The 16,739-nt window shown below is 54.6% G+C and carries 14 protein-coding genes; 2 read left to right on the forward strand and 12 right to left on the reverse strand.

What is annotated here, in order from left to right:
- Nucleotides 1-6 precede the first annotated feature (6 nt).
- From IPM31_06955 to IPM31_07010, 12 genes are all read right to left on the reverse strand, one after another.
- Entirely contained in the window at nt 7-834 is an 828-nt protein-coding gene (locus IPM31_06955; GenBank protein MBK9006719.1) for an SDR family oxidoreductase, read from the reverse strand.
- A 66-nt stretch (nt 835-900) separates the two neighbouring features.
- Entirely contained in the window at nt 901-2,526 is a 1,626-nt protein-coding gene (locus IPM31_06960) for a phospholipid carrier-dependent glycosyltransferase (GenBank protein ID MBK9006720.1), read from the reverse strand.
- 63 nt (nt 2,527-2,589) lie between these two features.
- Nucleotides 2,590-4,314: a bifunctional sulfate adenylyltransferase/adenylylsulfate kinase gene (locus IPM31_06965; GenBank protein ID MBK9006721.1), complete on the reverse strand. Its 1,725-nt coding sequence runs from the start codon at nt 4,312-4,314 to the stop codon at nt 2,590-2,592.
- A gap of 102 nt (nt 4,315-4,416) precedes the next feature.
- A complete protein-coding gene (locus tag IPM31_06970) occupies nt 4,417-6,441 on the reverse strand; it encodes a hypothetical protein (GenBank protein ID MBK9006722.1) in 2,025 nt (674 codons plus the stop codon).
- Complete coding sequence (locus tag IPM31_06975; protein MBK9006723.1) at nt 6,438-7,475, reverse strand: Gfo/Idh/MocA family oxidoreductase; 1,038 nt, start codon at nt 7,473-7,475, stop codon at nt 6,438-6,440. Before IPM31_06975 ends, IPM31_06970 begins: the two co-directional genes overlap by 4 nt.
- A 94-nt stretch (nt 7,476-7,569) precedes the next feature.
- On the reverse strand, nt 7,570-8,622 hold the full coding sequence (locus IPM31_06980) for a sulfotransferase (GenBank protein ID MBK9006724.1): 1,053 nt from the start codon (nt 8,620-8,622) through the stop codon (nt 7,570-7,572).
- A 140-nt stretch (nt 8,623-8,762) separates the two neighbouring features.
- Nucleotides 8,763-9,371 carry a hypothetical protein gene (locus IPM31_06985; GenBank protein ID MBK9006725.1) on the reverse strand — a complete coding sequence of 203 codons (609 nt, stop codon included), beginning with the start codon at nt 9,369-9,371 and terminating at the stop codon, nt 8,763-8,765.
- 24 nt (nt 9,372-9,395) lie between these two features.
- Nucleotides 9,396-9,881 carry a 2-amino-4-hydroxy-6-hydroxymethyldihydropteridine diphosphokinase gene (folK, locus tag IPM31_06990; GenBank protein ID MBK9006726.1) on the reverse strand — a complete coding sequence of 162 codons (486 nt, stop codon included), beginning with the start codon at nt 9,879-9,881 and terminating at the stop codon, nt 9,396-9,398.
- 181 nt (nt 9,882-10,062) lie between these two features.
- Nucleotides 10,063-10,908 carry a ClbS/DfsB family four-helix bundle protein gene (locus IPM31_06995; protein MBK9006727.1) on the reverse strand — a complete coding sequence of 282 codons (846 nt, stop codon included), beginning with the start codon at nt 10,906-10,908 and terminating at the stop codon, nt 10,063-10,065.
- Nucleotides 10,909-10,997: 89 nt separating this feature from the next.
- The gene (locus IPM31_07000; GenBank protein MBK9006728.1) at nt 10,998-12,041 is read right to left on the reverse strand and encodes a homoserine dehydrogenase; all 1,044 of its coding nucleotides are present in this window, start codon (nt 12,039-12,041) and stop codon (nt 10,998-11,000) included.
- A gap of 108 nt (nt 12,042-12,149) precedes the next feature.
- Nucleotides 12,150-12,881 carry an SCO1664 family protein gene (locus IPM31_07005; protein MBK9006729.1) on the reverse strand — a complete coding sequence of 244 codons (732 nt, stop codon included), beginning with the start codon at nt 12,879-12,881 and terminating at the stop codon, nt 12,150-12,152.
- Nucleotides 12,882-12,955: 74 nt separating this feature from the next.
- Entirely contained in the window at nt 12,956-13,483 is a 528-nt protein-coding gene (locus IPM31_07010; protein ID MBK9006730.1) for a DUF3090 domain-containing protein, read from the reverse strand.
- A 155-nt stretch (nt 13,484-13,638) separates the two neighbouring features.
- On the opposite strand from IPM31_07010, the gene IPM31_07015 reads away from it, so the two are divergent.
- Nucleotides 13,639-15,318 carry a methylmalonyl-CoA mutase family protein gene (locus tag IPM31_07015; protein MBK9006731.1) on the forward strand — a complete coding sequence of 560 codons (1,680 nt, stop codon included), beginning with the start codon at nt 13,639-13,641 and terminating at the stop codon, nt 15,316-15,318.
- A 68-nt stretch (nt 15,319-15,386) separates the two neighbouring features.
- On the forward strand, nt 15,387-16,589 hold the full coding sequence (locus IPM31_07020) for a 6-phosphofructokinase (GenBank protein ID MBK9006732.1): 1,203 nt from the start codon (nt 15,387-15,389) through the stop codon (nt 16,587-16,589).
- Nucleotides 16,590-16,739: the final 150 nt, after the last annotated feature.

Here is a 16,739-nt window from a genome sequence, read left to right on the forward strand (position 1 = left end):
CTTTTTTCACCACGCCGTCCATCCGCCATCCACAACGACGTTATTGCCCGTCATGTACGAGGAAGCATCCGAGGCGAGGAAGAGCAACGCGCCGTTCATTTCATCTTTCTTCGCCATGCGTCCCATGATCGTTTTGGCGGAATAGTTCTTTTCAAAATAGTCTTCGTGGTCGTTGTAGATTCCGCCCGGCGTGAGCGCGTTGACGCGAATCTCCGTGCCGGCGTAATAGGCGGCGAGATATTTGGTGAAGCCCAGCACGCCGGCTTTGGTCACGGTGTAATACACGGGTTTATACGCCACGCGCTGACCGTCTTTGATGTAAATGCGCTGGTCGGGTCCGTTGAGTCCGTAGGTGGAGCAGATGTTGATGATGCTTCCCTTTTTGCCTTGCGCGAGCATCGGCTTGACGCAGGCTTGAGTCATCAAAAACATGCCGGTCAAGTTGACGTTGAGCGCGGCGGTCCAATCGGCGAGCGGATAATCCTCGAACGCGCCGGGCGTCACGCCTTTTTTCATCGCGTCGGCGTCGAACTTCGGGTCGAGCGCGGCGCTGTTGACGAGGATGTCGAGTCGCCCGAATGCGGATAATACGTTGTCCACTGCGGCGTTCACCGAGTCGGGCTGGGTGATGTCGGCGGAGAGGGCGAGGGAGTTGAATCCGCTTTGGGTGAGTGAATCAGCCGTCCCTGAGGAGGAAGCGGCGTTTAAATCCAGCACGGCGATCTTCGCGCCAGCCTCCGCCAGCGTCTTGCAAAATTCCCTGCCGAGCAATCCCGCGCCGCCGGTGACGAGGGCAACGCGCCCGTCGAGTTTGAATTTATCTTGAATGGTCATTTACTTTCCTTGTTCGTGATGCAGTTGCACTGCATCACGTTCGCAGTACAACTGCGAACGAGCGCGTTACGGTTGATGTGTGTAGATCGAATCGCCTTGCGATTTGTGCGCGAGGTTCAAACCTGCGGTCAGCGCGTCCACTTCGCCGGCGATGTTTGCGCCGTCGTCGAAGATGGCAAGCACGGCGCGTCCCGCGTTGATCTCCGCCTGCATGCGCTCGACGCCTTCTTCAAACCCCGGAATGGATTCGGCGCGCGCCGAATCATAACCGCTGGGCAACACCAACGCGCCGCGCCCGGTATACAAATACACCGCGCCGGGCTCGTTGGTGAAGATGGCAACATCCTCGGGCAGTTCGCGCAAAAATGTCATCGCCTCCGAATCGTACCATTGGAAAGACGCGAAACCCAATCCGCTCTTCGACCATGTGTTGACGGTGTTGACCTGTTTGAAAAATGAAGCGCCGAGCGCCGCAACGGCGATCAGCGTCGCCAACACGAAATTTCTTTTGCGAAGCCAGATGAGGGCGCATACCAGCAAAATGAATAAACAGACAAAGACCGGCGCAACGATTCTCAATTTGAATTTTGTTGCGGCATCGAAGAGGGTCATGGATGCGACGGTTGAGGCGAGGTAGGCGAACAAGAAGAGCCCGGTGATGAGCGGGATGATGAACCCGCTTCCCTCTCTCAGGGATGGTTGTTTCTGTTTCGTGAAGAATTTCCACGCTTCGAGCGCCGTCCATACCAACGCGCCGCCGAGGATGAGAACTGCAATGGCTTCGAACACGCCCGGCGCTTTTGCCAGCGCTTTGAACCATCCCGTCACTGGGATGGAAAAATCGGCAAAGACGCGCAAGCCTGTTTCAATATTCTCTTGTGTAAGCGGATGCCATGCCAGCGAACGATTGGTCGCATTGCCGGCGACCCAATGATTGCGCAACGCCCAAACTGCCGCCAGAGGGATGAAGCCCTCCAGAAACAGGATCATGCCGCCCAGGCGTTTCCTCCAACTGGTGTGTAGGACGATCAATGCGACGAGGAGCGCGGCGACCAGCGCCAGCCCGGAATAGCGCGTAAGGTACGCCAGCCCGGCGCAAACACCGGAAGCGATCAGCCAAGCCGAGCTTTCGTTCCGCCGTCGCCAGCGTTTGAGGCGCCCTTCGATCTCGCTCGTTTTTTCGCCCGCGTAATACAGCAGGCTTTCAAAAGAGAGGTCGAACGTCCACAGCGATACGAGCGAAAAGAAAATGAAGAGCGGCTCGCTCATTGCCACAGCATGCACTTGAAGCATTTCCCCATTCAAAACGAACAACCCGGCGGCGATCAGCCCCGCCGTGAGCGAAGGCGTTGTGCGCCAGACGAGAATGCCAACCAGCCCGGCGTTCAACCCGAATAGAATCGCGTTGAGGAATCGCGCGCCGCGCAACGGGTCGAGACCGAACCAACCGAGAAACGTCAATGCGGAGGGAAAGCCGGGGGGGAAGTGTGTAACGTATCCGTTCGTGGCAAGCCATGCTTCGCGATACCCATCCCCCGCCAGCAAACTCCGCGCACCCGCAATGTATGCGATCGAATCGTCGGATAGCCCCAGCCCCTCGGGCGTGGCTCGAAGCGCGAGAAAGGTCCCGGTTACGACGATCAAGAACAGGCTGAAAAAAGAAACGAGGCGGAGTGAGTCGCGGGGAGGCATACAAAAAATGCGCGCTACAGAAATGCGGTAGGGGCGGGGTTAACCCCGCCCCTACCGCAACGATCAATTGTGATTCAAATATCCCTGATCTTCGAGATACTTGACGATAATACGGGCATTATCTTCAGGGGTCGCGCCGAAACCTTGCAGGGTGATCTCGGGTTTGATCGGCGGCTCGTAGGGATCGTCCACGCCGGTGAAGCCCATCGGCTTGCCGTCTGCCACTGCCTGACGCGCCTTGGCATACAAGCCTTTCACGTCGCGCTCTTCGCAGACTTCGACGGGTGTATCCATGAAGATCTCGATGAAATTCTCGCCCACCATCTTGCGGGCTTCTTCGCGCGTGGCGCGGTAGGGGCTGATGGCGGCGCAGATGACAATGCCGCCCGCGTGCACGATCTCGCCCGCCACAAAACCGATGCGTAGGATGTTGGTATCGCGGTCTTCCTTGCTGAAGCCGAGTCCTTTGCTTAGGTGCGTGCGCACTACGTCGCCATCGAGGATGGCGGTCTCGCGTCCGCGTTCGAGGAGCAGGGATGTAAGCACGGCGGTGGTGGCAGATTTGCCGGAGCCGCTCAAGCCGGTGAACCAGATTCCAAATCCCTGTTTGTGGCGCGGCGGGTAGGTTTCGCGCAGGATTTCAGCGGTCTCGGGGCGGGTGAACCAGCCCGGCAGTAATTTGCCCTTCGCGAGATATTCCTCGCGCACCTGCGTGCCGGAGATGTTGGCGGTCTTTGCGCCCTTGGGGACATCCTTCTCTTCCACGTAGCGGTCTTCATCGGGAAGATAGACCAGCATTTCGAACGGAACCATCTTGACGCCCAACTCGGATTCGTACTTCTTCATGTTCTCCTGCGCGTCATACGGACCGTAAAACGGCTTGCCCGTGGAATCATTTCCCGGCCCCGCGTGATCGCGCCCGACCACGAAATGATTCGCGCCATGGTTGCGCCGAATGATGGCGTGGAGCAGAACTTCTTTCGGACCCGCCATGCGCATGGCTAACGGCAACAAACTGAGCATGGTGCTGTTCTTGTCGTAGTGATTATCCACCAGCGCTTTGTACGTGCGAGTGCGGGAGTAGTGATCCACGTCGCCGGGCTTGGTCATGCCCACGGTGGGGTGGATCAACAGCGAACCGTTCACTTGAGCCGCCGCGCGTTTGGTCAACTCTTCGTGGATGCGGTGCAGAGGGTTGCGGGTCTGGAAGGCGACGACGTTATCGTGCCCCATCGCTTCAAGCCGTTCGCGCACCTGCGCCGGGGTGAGGCGCAGGTCTACGAAATCGTAATATTTGGGAAGGTTGATAACCTTCATGTGGCCCGAGATGCAGACCTTGTTCCAGCGTCCCATTTCGGAAACCATCGGGTGTTTGGTGTCGGTGGAGCCGTAGGCGAGCGCGGCTTCGGTCTGCGGGTCCCAGTGAAAGACTTCGTCAAGCGTCATTACGGCGATCAAGTCGAAATTGGCGTTGCGAAGCGCCAGATCCTCGCCGACGGTCGGCAGTTCCTTGGGGTCAGCCGTCAATGTGATGGGGAGGGGCCACAAGGTCCCGTCTGCCAGACGCATCTCTTTGAGCACGCGGTCATAGTCCGCTTTGCCCATGAAGGTGGTCAGCGGTGAAAAACCGCCGGTGGCGATCAATTCGAGATCGCAAAGATTGCGCGTGGTGATCTTGATGGAAGGCAGTTTGGCGGCGTGGGCGAGAAGTTCCTCGCGCTCTTTGCCCTCTACAACAAGGTTCACCAGTTTTCCCCCATACGGGGCGATCAGTTTGGCTTTCGACATTGTTACTCCTTGATTGACACAGATTACTCTGTTGGGTTTGCTATGCGAGGCGCAATTATAACCTAAAATTCACCCGCTGAATTTTGAAGAGGTTACAAAAGATTATTCAAGACAGTATAACGAATCGATCACAGGGATCGCATCCGGCGATATCGATTCCAACCTGCCCATGATCCGGCATACTTGTTGCGCGATATAAGGGTCGGCTGAAATCACCGGCGCGAGTTCGGTCAGGCGCTCTGTATCCCCGGTAACTGCGTATGCCTGGAGGAACGGCATCCATTCGATCAGGTCGGATGGGGCGAAGCCCAGCGCCTGCGCTTCTTTTCCCAAGCCGACGATTGCTTCCCACTCCCCGCGTTGACGAGCCAGATCGGCAGACTGGTAAAAGTAGCACCAGCCGCGCGGAGGCTCGGGTCCGAAAACAAGTTGAGGCGGCGTGTGAGGCGTTTCATCCGCGAGAACATGTTCGAGTTCGGAAAACGATCCGATGACGCGAATCGAATCCGATTCAGTAGTGGAAAATTCAGGCTGAAGTCCATCAATCACATGCACGCATGAACTGGGCGATGGTTGCGAGATGATCAGGATGTTGCGATAATTTTTGTACGTGAGGATTCCGCGGCGATTGTCATACTCCTGCCGTTCGCGGGTAAGAACCTTTTGCACAGTATTTTTATTCAGGACAGCCGCATACAGCGAGGGCTGCGCCATCTCGTCGTTCTGACTTTCAGGATAATACAGAAAATTTGCGGGTCCCCAAACAAAATAATCCTCTTCGGTCGACACCGAAGCGATATTTGCGATCAATGTAGTGTTGGTTTGAAATTGCGGCGCGCGCCATGCAACCTGCCACCAGAAATCGCGCGTCCGTTGAGTTTGGGTCGCGTATTGCAATCCGTTTCCGTAGTGAGTGAACACAGAAGCAAGGATGAAAATCGCGAGTATGCCCCAACGCGCCGATGGTTTCGACAACCCGGACACCCATGCCGCGATGAGGATCGCCGCGCCGAGGGAAGCCGCAAGCGTGTAACGTGAAAACGAGGGGAACCACACTTCCCGGTTGGCGAGCGTCACCGGCGCCAGCCCGAACACGAGCGCCGCCAACCCCAGCCAGATCATCTCGCTCTTCCAGGTTGAGGAGTCGGTTTGCGCCGCGTTATCTTGCGACTCCATTCGCCGTAGCATAACAAACGACAGCGCGACCGAAGCAACTCCGATCGTTAGCCCGATCAAACGATGGGTGTTCTCTTGAACCAAGCCAACTTGTTGAAGCGGCGTTACCCAGGCGGCAACCAACGTTTCGAACATGTTCTGCGCTTGCGAATATCCCCACCGAAATATCGTCTGTAACGGGTAGAGAAATACATCGCCTAATTGCATCCCTACATCGGTCGCGCCGCGTTCATTTTCAAAGAAGAAGATTCGCCACGCAAAGAATAGCGCAGGAACAAGCAGCGCGGGGAATCCTTGCTGGAACGCGCGGATGACCTTTTGCCGGGCTGACGCTCCCTCTCTCCATGTCAAAAGAAAGATGCACGTCCAACGGATCGCTTCAAAGCCGATGTACCATTCGATCTGCGAAAGATAAAACAATCCCAACAGGATCGAGAATCCATGCAAGAACCATGCGCGACTTCGATGTGGAGTTGTGACTGCCTGCATCGTGAATGCAACAGACCAAGTTGCAGAGGCGAGACCGGCAAGATAATATTGATAGGTGATGCCGTTGGGTTGCGAGAGAAACCCGGGATAGATCAGGAAAAGCAACGAGGTTATAAAAGAAAACGTGCGCTCACGCGGCCACAGGGTTATGCAAAACGTCCATACGCCCAGCGCTCCGAGAACGCGAAACGCAAACGCCGAGAGATTGTAATAAAGCGGATTCGCGCCAAACAAGGCAAACAGCGGACTCATCAAGAGCGCGCCTGCCGGGCGGTCGATGCTGTAAATTTCACGGATCGCCTCCGCCCCGCGCGCGCCCGCCGCGAACATGATGTACCAATCGTCAAAATAATATCCGAATCGAAAAACAAACGGCAGATAGACCAATGCCGCGATCACGGTCAGCAAGATGCCAGCCATCAAACCATCGGACAATTTGTTGACGCGAAGATGCATGTTCATTGTGTTGATATTTTAATTCGAGTCCCCGAATTGCTGGAAGCCAAAACAGCGCCGATCAACCGTTGGACATTGATCCCATCCTCCAGCGGACAAGACGACTCAACCTCGCCGCGCGCGACGGCGATGAAATGTTTCATCTCGTCCATGAACATGACGTTGCGTTCAAACTCAGGGGCGGGCTGGTACACCTCCCAAGCCTTTTCCCCCCCTTCGACTTCGCCTACGTTATCAATGTGACTCCGCTCAGCGCGATAGATCTGCGTCGCGCCATCTGCGAGATTCCACTGCAACGAGCCTTTCGTACCGACTACTTCAAAATAATGCGCGGGCGGTTGTTGGTTGTAATCGAGATGGATGCTTCCCAGCGCACTATTCTCAAACCGCAGACCGATCTTCGCCGTGTCTTCCACGTCCACTTCCAAGTCGCTGAGTTTAGCGGTGAATCCCCAAACGGATTCGACTTTCCCGACCAGCCACGGAAGATAATCGAGCGAGTGACATTGAGTCAACACAACGCCCCCGCCCATGTCGGCGCGCGCCGCGTAGCCTTGACGATAGTCCTCCCACGGATGCCATGCGGGCAGGTATTCGCCGAAATGTACATGCGCCGAGATCACACGTCCGATCTCGCCATCCGAGATCAACTGCTTGGCTTTCATCATCCCTGGATGAAAACGAAATTGGAATCCGACGACGACGCGTCCGCCGCCCTTCTTGAGCGCGGACTCGAGTTCGTCAATCCGATCCATCGAATGCGAGAGTGGCTTCTCCAGCAACAGCGAGCATCCCGCTTCCGCGGCGGGGATGGCGACATCAAGATGAAGCGACGTGGGATTCGAAACGATGACTGCGTCGGGCTTGTGTTTTTCGAGCGCGGCTTGCAAGTCAGTTTCTTGAGGGAATCCTGCCAACTCTTCCTCGGGCATGGTCGCCTTGCGCGTACGATATAAAACAATATCCTTCTCGCCCAATGCGATGAGATTCCGCATGTGGCGGCGACCGATGGAACCGAGACCTGCGATTAAGAATTTCATAAAACCCTTTTACCACAAAGGACACGAAGGACACAAAGTTTATAAACCCAAAGGTTTTCCTTTGTGCTCTTTGTGTCCTTCGTGTTTAAAAAAATCACCAATCCAAATCCTTTTCAAACTTCCATTTCACCAGCATCTCACCCGCGACCTCTTTGAACACGTATCTATCCTTCGCGGAAAATAATCTCTGCCAATTGCCAGCCTGTCCCTTCGGGAGGAAGGACGCGATTCCCTCATCCCGTTTTGCCTGCCACTCCTCATCGGGATTGGATGTCATCTCGGCTTGAATCTTCTTCTCCAGCGATTTGTGAATCGTCTTCACGCCGAGAAATTTCCACAAACGAGACATTTCCTTGAACGGATTGTTCAGCAAATCCTCGTAGCGCAGACTAAAATAGTTTTTGCCGTACAGTTTTCGCGCTTCGTCGTCGGTCTCTTGCAGGTTGGTCACCCATCCCTTCGCCACGCGGCGGATGAACGACTCGGTGAAGATCGAACGGCGTCCGTCGCTGAACGAAGCGGAATCAGTCCGAAGATCCGCAATGATGCGTTTGTCTTCCGCGGACAAAAATTTGGAGTCCTCCACAAAATTCCGAAAGCGTTCCGAGATCAGCACATCGCGTCCATCGCGGACGATGTAGACGAGTTTCGCGTCGGGGTAGATCGCGCGCATGTCGCGCACCGCCGCGCCGTGAATCGTGGACGAGGGGCTCTTGTCGCCGACGATGCGTTTGCCTTCGCGCGCCGCGTCGCGTTCCATGATGAAATCGGCGGCGGCGCGGAGGACAAGCGGCGAAAGATCGCGCGCATGATTCCAGCGATTCGACTTGCGCGTGAGCCACTCCTCCATTTCAGGCGAATCGACCAGCGCCTTCAACAGCGGCTTGCGCGTGAAGAAGTGCGCCTGATAGTTGCAATGCACGTCGGGATGCAGACGCGCGAGGCGCATGAGGAGCGTGGTGCCAGAACGCGCATGACCGAGGATGAAAAATTTTTCGCGCGGGAAGAATTGTTTTACCTCGTCCACTTCCTCGCGCGTGATGGCAGGGATGGCGTTGCGGCTTTTCTTTTTCGGTTCGCCTTTGAGGAGAATTCGGGCGGCGGATTTGATTCGGGCAAGCAATTCCATGAGACCTCGTTCGAGCATGCGATATAAGTTCTAACTCTTCACTTTGAAAATTCGGAGTTCAACTCCGAATTTTCAAAGCAGCAATGGCAGGGATGGCGTTGCTGCTTTTCTTTTTCGGTTCGCCTTTGAGCAAAACGCGCGCGGCGGATTTGATGCGCTTAATTGTCTCCACGAATTTCTCCAGGATCAGCCAGAATCTTCTCCCATTTTATTAGTTCTATATGTAAATAAGCTTCTCGTTCTGCAATATAAATTGTATTATTGTCTATCCAAGAAACAGGAGAACGCATATCGAATTTGCAACTACGAGTAGGATAATTGTTGTATAACCCTAAGTCGCGTTGCAAAAACGGAAACTGTCTATATCGAACGATGATCTCGATATGATCCATCCCACCATGACCATTATTTGTTTCACAATACATACTTATCATCTTTGTACCATCTGGCGAAATCTCTTCATGGGTTGGAGTTTGATGCGAATGATAACGATGGAAAGGTATTGTCGCCAATGCAAAAAGGATGGATACACCGCCGATCAATAAAACTACCAGCCGTTGAAATATACTCCCAAAAAACAACATGACAGAAGTTACACAACTAATAACTATCACAAAGGAAGAGAAGCCAATTGAAAACCAATCGTTATACCAAGAGTAATCAGTCAGCACACCTAACCAAAAGACGCAAATAACAAGAATATTGAAGGCAAGCGAAGTTTTCCAAATGATACTTTTTCGTTTTGGCTCAAGTTGTGTCTTCTGCATATTACCTCCTCCAGTTCAACATCCTCATCCTTCCAACTTCCTCACCCCACTCACGTCGGCGAACAACGCCAGCTCGCGGATGGACTTTTTCTTGACGGGATGCACAAGGTCGGAGGCGATGTCCATCAATGGCACGAGGACGAACGCGCGTTCGTGCAGGTGCGGATGCGGAATCGTGAGCGCGGGCGAGTACAGCACGAGATCGTCGTAGAACAAAATGTCAATGTCAATCAGGCGCGGACCGTTCGGGAACGACTCTTTCCGTCCCAACGCGACTTCCAGCCGCTTGAGATGTTTGATCAACTGTTCGGGCTTGAGATACGTCTCGACGCGCACGACCTGATTGAGAAATTTTTCCTGTTCCTTGAATCCCCACGGATCGGTCTCATACACCGCCGACCTTGCTTTCACTTCCATTTGCGGGGCAAGCGACGCGATCGCTTCTTTTAAATTCGCGGCGCGGTTGCCCATGTTCGAGCCCAGCGCGAGATATACGACATGTTCATCCATAATTTTTCTTCTTTCTAAAAAATATCAAAGCCAATGTTCATGTCATGCTGAGCGGAGCGAAGCATCTCTCCTCCCACAGGATACGTTCTTGGCGTGTCAGAGATTCTTCGTCGCTCCGCTCCTCAGAATGACATGATACCGACTTTGCGGGCTTCGCGGTTCGAAGACTCGTCAGACAGTGTTATATCGAATGTTCATCGTAATGCCCGACCACATCGTCGTTGAGCCAGCCTTCGATGTCTGCGTTCTTAAACGCGTCGTCGGGCAGGGACGCGGTCAGGTCGAGCATGGCGCGGCGCACCGACTCGAAGTGCTTGAACAGGTCGCCGTCGGACCATGAAGCGTATTTCTTCGTCAACTCCACATTGAACGAGTCGGTGTCGCGGCTTGTCCACGTGAAGCCTGGTGAGTTGAGAATCCCCGTGATGATGCGCACGCCTTCCTCCCACCAACCGATGATGTGCGCGACCAGGTCGTGAAAATTTTCAAATCCCTGCTTCGCTAAAAATTCTTTTTTCTTTTCCTCGTCGAGCGCGTTGAAACTTTCGATGTACTCCGCCCATTCGTTTTGCAACAAGTCCAGCGTGAGGAAGCGGCTCAACACGACGAGATGCTCGCGCGCGTGATGGATGAAGATGCCGTCCGCCCACACTTTGACCCGTCGATTCTCGAACACCGCTTCATTCATCGGCTGGATGTCTGCTTCAGTTTTCTGACGCGTCTTCTCGAAGTGCGCCAGAAACTCGGCTTCGTCCCAACTTTTGTATTTCGCCACCGCCTCCGCGTTGAACGCGTCGAAATCATATTTCTTCCGTTCGAACTCGCGCTCCTCCGCGATCGCGCGGATGATCGGCATCCCCTCCTCCCACCACGCAAGGATGTGCGCCAGCATATCGCGGAACGATTCAAACCCGACAGTTTTGAGCCGCGCCTCCTGCTCCGCTTTGGGCAGGCGGTTGAATCGCTCGACGTACGTTCCCCATTCGAGATTGATGTAATCCAACGTGCGTTGTTTGGTGATGGGCATGAAGATTCTCCGATGGTGCGCGTACCGCAAAGTTCACTTTGCGATTATGAATCGCAAGATAAATCTTGCGCTACAGTTCGTCGCTTATTTTACCCTCGAACCGCGCTCACAAAATCTGCGAACAGACCATACGCGGTCTCTTCGGGTCCGCCCTTCATGCCTTCGCGCTCCGAAACGATCACCGAATAATTGGGCAACACGTCCGTGCTGAACGTCAGCCCCGACGCCGAGCCCATCATGCCATACAGCGGCGACGTCGCATCCACCAACTCAGGCGACACCCTCCCTTTGACTCGATTCCCCACGCGTTCAGCGGATGCGACCAACTTCCAACGCTTCTTCTCCGCTTTTGCCTGCTTCACCATCCCAGCCGTGATCTCCCGTATGCCTTTTCGCTCCACCTCCTGCGGCTTGAGCGGTCGCGAAGCATCCATCAGCACCGTCGCCAGCGCCGAGACTTTGATCGCCGCGTCCCAGCCGTCCACGTCGCCCGAAGGGTCCGTCTCCGCGATGCCGATGCTCTGACAATATTTCACTGCGTCGTCAAACGACTCGCCGTCTTCCATCCGTGACAAAATTAAATTCGTCGTCGCGTTGATGATTCCTTTAAACGAAGTTAACTCAGCCAGCGGCATCGCCTCGCGGAATGTCGAAAAGACTGGCGAGCCTCCCAATACCGTTGACTCAAACCGAAACTTTTTATTTTTCGACTTCGCCAACGCGGTCAACTCTTGATATGCGTGGACGACTGTGCCTTTGTTCGCCGTGATCGCGTGCATATTCGCGTTCAACGCCGCGCGGACGTGGTCAATGGCAGGTTGACCCGATTCGTAGTTGACGGGGGAATTTTCGAACATCACATCCGCTTGGGAATGTTGAATGACGGCGAGAGAGTCGGCAACTTGGAAAGTGGAAAGTGGAGCGATGGAATTTCCGCTTTCCACTTTTTCCAACGCTTGCCCAACATCAATCCCATCAGGGTTCACCGCGAATCCATGTCGTCCCGTGGCAATGCCTGTGACCGAATAGGTGATGTCATAGTTTGATTTCAACAAGTCGCGTTTGCGTTCGAGCAGTCGAGCCAACGAGCGGGCGACGTTTCCAAATCCGATGAAGCATAGTTTGTAGTGCATAAAGACTCCTGTGTTTAAGTTTCAAGTTTCAAGTTCCATGTTTCATGTTTCATGTTTCATGTTTCATGTCTCTGCCACTTGGAACTTGATACCTGAAACGTGAAACGCTTATAGCGGCGGCCACGGCATCGCGCGGCGGTCACGCGGTTGGCGGGGGAAAATCCCGCGTTGACGGATCACGTCTGCGCGGGTGCAGAGGGCAGAGATTTCGTTGGGGGTGAGATAAGGCTCAAGTTGGCGAGGCAGGTCGAAGTCCGAGGAGGGAGGCGAGTGGAAAGTGGAAAGTCGAGAGAGGAGTTCGTCGGGAATCTTCTGTCCGCCAAAATCCCACAATACGGTGCGAAGTTTATCATCTTCGTGAAAACAGATGCCGTGATCTATCGCGTAGAGTTTGCGCGTGTCATTTTCAAAAAAGACGTGCCCGCCTTTGCGATCCGCGTTGTTGATGAGCAGGTCGAACAACACGACGGGCTTGAGGAGTTGTTTGTCGTCGTCTGAAAAAGTGAAGTAGTGATATTCGGGATCGTACTCGATGAATTGCTGGATCGAACCCGCGCCGTAGGGACCGTCTTCGCGCAACGCGGTGAACGGGACGATGTGCAAGCCCAGCGACTCGCTCACGAGATACGCCGCCACTTCGCGCTGCGCCAGCGATTGTTCGGGAAAGTCCCACAACGGTTGCTCGCCGCGACTCGGTTTGTAGACGGCGGGATACGTTATGTCTTCGTGCGTGACCTCGACCAGAAACGTGTAATTCGAGCCAAGCATGAATTGACCTTTGAGTTCAAGGTCGCCGTGTTGGAGGGCGGATGTCAATTGTGTTTGGTCGGGATTGGTCATCGGTGGATCGAAGGTCAAAAGTCGAATGTCATATGTTGACCTTTGACTTTCGACTTGTGACTTTATTTTTGACTTTAATGAAAATGCCCGTTCTTCTTGGGACAAAAATGCCCCTCGGGTTCTTCGGGTTGACCACACTGCGGACAGATCGGGCGTCCGCGCGAGACGACTTCCATGCCCCAGCGCGAGAGCATCTTCACCTGCGTGCGCGTCGCCCAAAAGCGGATGACCGCCGCCGTCTCTGGATCATCTTCCTCGGTGAGAATTTCTTTTGCGAACAACACGATGAGATCGCGATCTTTGTCGTAGCCGAGTCCGATCTCGCCGACGCGGAAGAGCGGGTCGACGGGCGGATTGATGCGCATCACTTCTTCCACGTAATCGCCCGAGGCTTCGGTGATGTTCGGGTTCTGTTCGTTGATCTGCGCGAGAAATTGTTCGATGCCGATGGCAAGCGAATGCAGTTGCGCCTTCTCGATGATGATCGTGATCGTGCGCTGGTCTTGATAGGCTTGAATATAAAACACCCGCTGACCTGGCTTGCCGATCGCGTCCGCGGTGATGTGATCGCAGGGGTCAACGTCAATTTCAAATCGGGGCATGAGGCGAGTATACCATCCCGACCCCCTCCGTCCCTATCGGGACACCTCCCCCAAATCCGACGATTCAATCTTTGAATCCGCATACAAAATTTTTATCGTCGTATTTGGGGGAGGGCAGGGAGGGGGTTATAATCACGCCAGCAAAAGGAGCCGCCATGTACGATAAAAAGAAACTCGATGAATTGAAGGATCAACTCGAAACGTGGGAGGAAACTTCGTTGAGCAAGGCGCTCGCGTCCCTGCCCGAACGCATGGATGAATTCATCACGACCTCCTCCGAACCCATCAACCGACTCTACACCCCGCTCGATGTGGCGGATAAAGACTACGCTTCTTCTCTCGGACTTCCAGGTGAGTACCCCTACACGCGCGGAGTCCACCCGACGCTTCACCGCTCCAAACTGTGGACGATGCGCATGTTCGCAGGCTTCGGCACCGCCGAGGAAACGAACGCGCGCTTCAAATATTTGCTTGAGCAGGGACAAACAGGTTTATCCGTCGCGTTCGATCTGGCGACTCTGATGGGCTACGACACCGATCAACCCGAAGCGTTGGGCGAGTTCGGCAAGTGCGGCGTGGCGGTCTCTTCATTACAAGACATGGAAATCCTGTTCGAGGGCATCCCGTTCGACAAAGTGTCCACGAGCATGACGATCAACTCGCCTGCCGCGATCACGTGGGCGATGTATCTTGCGGCGGCGGAGAATCGCGGCGTGAGGCTCGATCAACTACGCGGCACGATCCAGAACGACATCCTCAAAGAGTTCATCGCGCAAAAAGAATTCATCTTCCCGCCCGAACCTTCGATGCGACTCGTTGTCGACACGATGGAATTCGGCTCGCAGAAAGTCCCGCAGTGGAACACGATCTCGATCAGCGGATATCACATCCGTGAAGCGGGTTCGACCGCCGCGCAGGAGTTAGCCTTCACCCTCGGCGATGGACTCGAATACGTGAGATGGGGAATCGCCCGCGGCATGGACGTGGACGAGTTCGCGCCGCGTCTCTCGTTCTTCTTCAACGCGCACAACGACTTCTTTGAAGAAATTGCAAAATACCGCGCCGCGCGTCGCATTTGGGCGCGTGAGATGCGCGAAACATTCAAGGCGAAGAATCCGCGTTCGTGGTTGTGCCGCTTCCACACGCAGACGGCGGGAGTCTCATTGACTGCGCAACAACCTGAAAATAATGTTGTGCGCGTTGCGATTCAGGCATTAGCCGCTGTGTTGGGCGGGACACAATCGCTTCACACAAATTCATTAGATGAAGCGCTCGCGCTTCCCTCTGAACATGCGGTGACCATCGCCCTGCGCACACAGCAGATCATCGCCGAAGAATCGGGCGTAACGAATACCGTGGATCCGCTGGGGGGTAGTTTCTTCGTCGAAGCCATGACAGACCGAATGGAGAAAGAAGCGTACGACTACTTCCGCCGAGTCGAAGAGTTGGGAGGAGTTATCCCCGCCATCGAAAAGGGATTCTTCCAAAGCGAAATTTCCGACGCGGCATATCGTTATCAACGCGAGATCGATCAGGGCATCCGCAAAATTGTCGGCGTGAATGCGTATGCCGAAAAGAAACCGTTGACGATTCCGATCCTTGAGATGGATCCAAAAGGTTATGAAAGACAGGTGAAGCGGCTCGAAGAGTTACGCAAGACGCGCGATAACGGTCGCGTCGGTCAAACACTGGATCATTTGCGCATCGCGCTCGAAGGGACAGAGAACACCATGCCGCACATCATGGAAGCCGTCCACGCGTACGCGACGTTGGGCGAGATCATTCAAGTGATGAAGGAAGCCTTCGGCGTGTATGAAGAGCCGACGATGATTTAAAGTTTGCACGCGCTATCCAGACCGCCGCGAATGACGGTTTGAGTCTATGAAAGAGGAGAACAGGAAAGATGAGCACAGGTAAGAAAGGGGTAATCGGAATTTTGACAGGCGGGGGCGATGTGCCGGGGCTAAACCCGGCGATCCGCGCAGTGACCATCCGCGCGTTGCGTGAGGGATATAAGGTTATCGGGATCCGCCGCGGCTGGGCGGGGATGGTGGATATCGTCCGCGATTCGCAAGCGGATAACAGCAATAACTTCCAAGTGTTGACCGAGGATATCGTCAACAAAGCGGGGCGCACCGGCGGCACGTTCCTGCACACATCGCGGACGAATCCATCCAGGGTCCGTAAAGACCGGCTTCCGCTCCACTTGCGCGATCGGTACGCGGACGATGTCAACGATGTGACGCCGGAGGTGGTGAAGAATATCGATTTTCTTGGGCTGGATTATTTGATCCCCATCGGCGGGGACGATACGTTGAGTTATGCCGTGCGCATGTATAAAGAAGGGATGAAGATCGTTGCCATCCCAAAGACGATGGATAACGATGTGCCCGGCACGGATTATTGTATCGGCTTCAGCACGTGCGTGACTCGCACGATCGAGCTCGCGAATCGTCTGCGGACTGTGGCTGGTTCGCACGAACGACTATTGGTGCTCGAGGTTTTTGGGCGTTACGCCGGCTTTACGGCGATGCTTCCGACCATGGCGGGGGCGTCTCATCGTTGTGTGATCCCCGAGCACAAGTTCAACATCGAGCGCCTTGCCGAGATGATGATGTACGACCGCAGTTACAATCCGAGTCATTATTCGGTGGTGCTGGTTTCAGAAGGCGCCACCTTCGACGGCGGGGAGATGGTCTTCTCGGACCGCTCGACTGACGAATACGGTCACATGAAGTTGGGCGGCATCGGCGATATGGTCTCCGCGCAATTAAGGGAATTGACCGCCAGTCATAACAAGGGGCGCATGGTGGATACCGTGAATCAAAAACTCGGCTATCTCACGCGCTGTGGCGACCCGGACGCGATCGACTCCATCGTGCCGATGGCGTACGGCAACCTGGCGCTTGATCTCGTTTTGAAGAACGTGCATGGAAGATTGGTGGTGCTCAAGAACGGGCGCTACGATAATATTCCGGTAGACATCGTCACCAGCACGAAAAAGACTGTCAACGTGGAGCGGTTCTACAATACGGAGCGCCTGCGCCCGAAGTTTGAAAGCTTCGAAATGACACCGCTGTTCATCATGACCAGCGATGCGATCTGATCACAAAAGAGACCCCCGAAAATTTCGGGGGTCTCTTTTGTGTATTCAGGACTTTCGCTTTTACTGCTCTAAGACGGTCTGTGACCGTCGCTTCGCCAGCAAATACGGCGGTCACAAACCGCCTGTGAGCGAAAGCCCTGATAGTATTCG

Origin of the sequence: Candidatus Defluviilinea gracilis (assembly GCA_016716235.1) — a bacterium.
Lineage (GTDB): Bacteria > Chloroflexota > Anaerolineae > Anaerolineales > Villigracilaceae > Defluviilinea > Defluviilinea gracilis.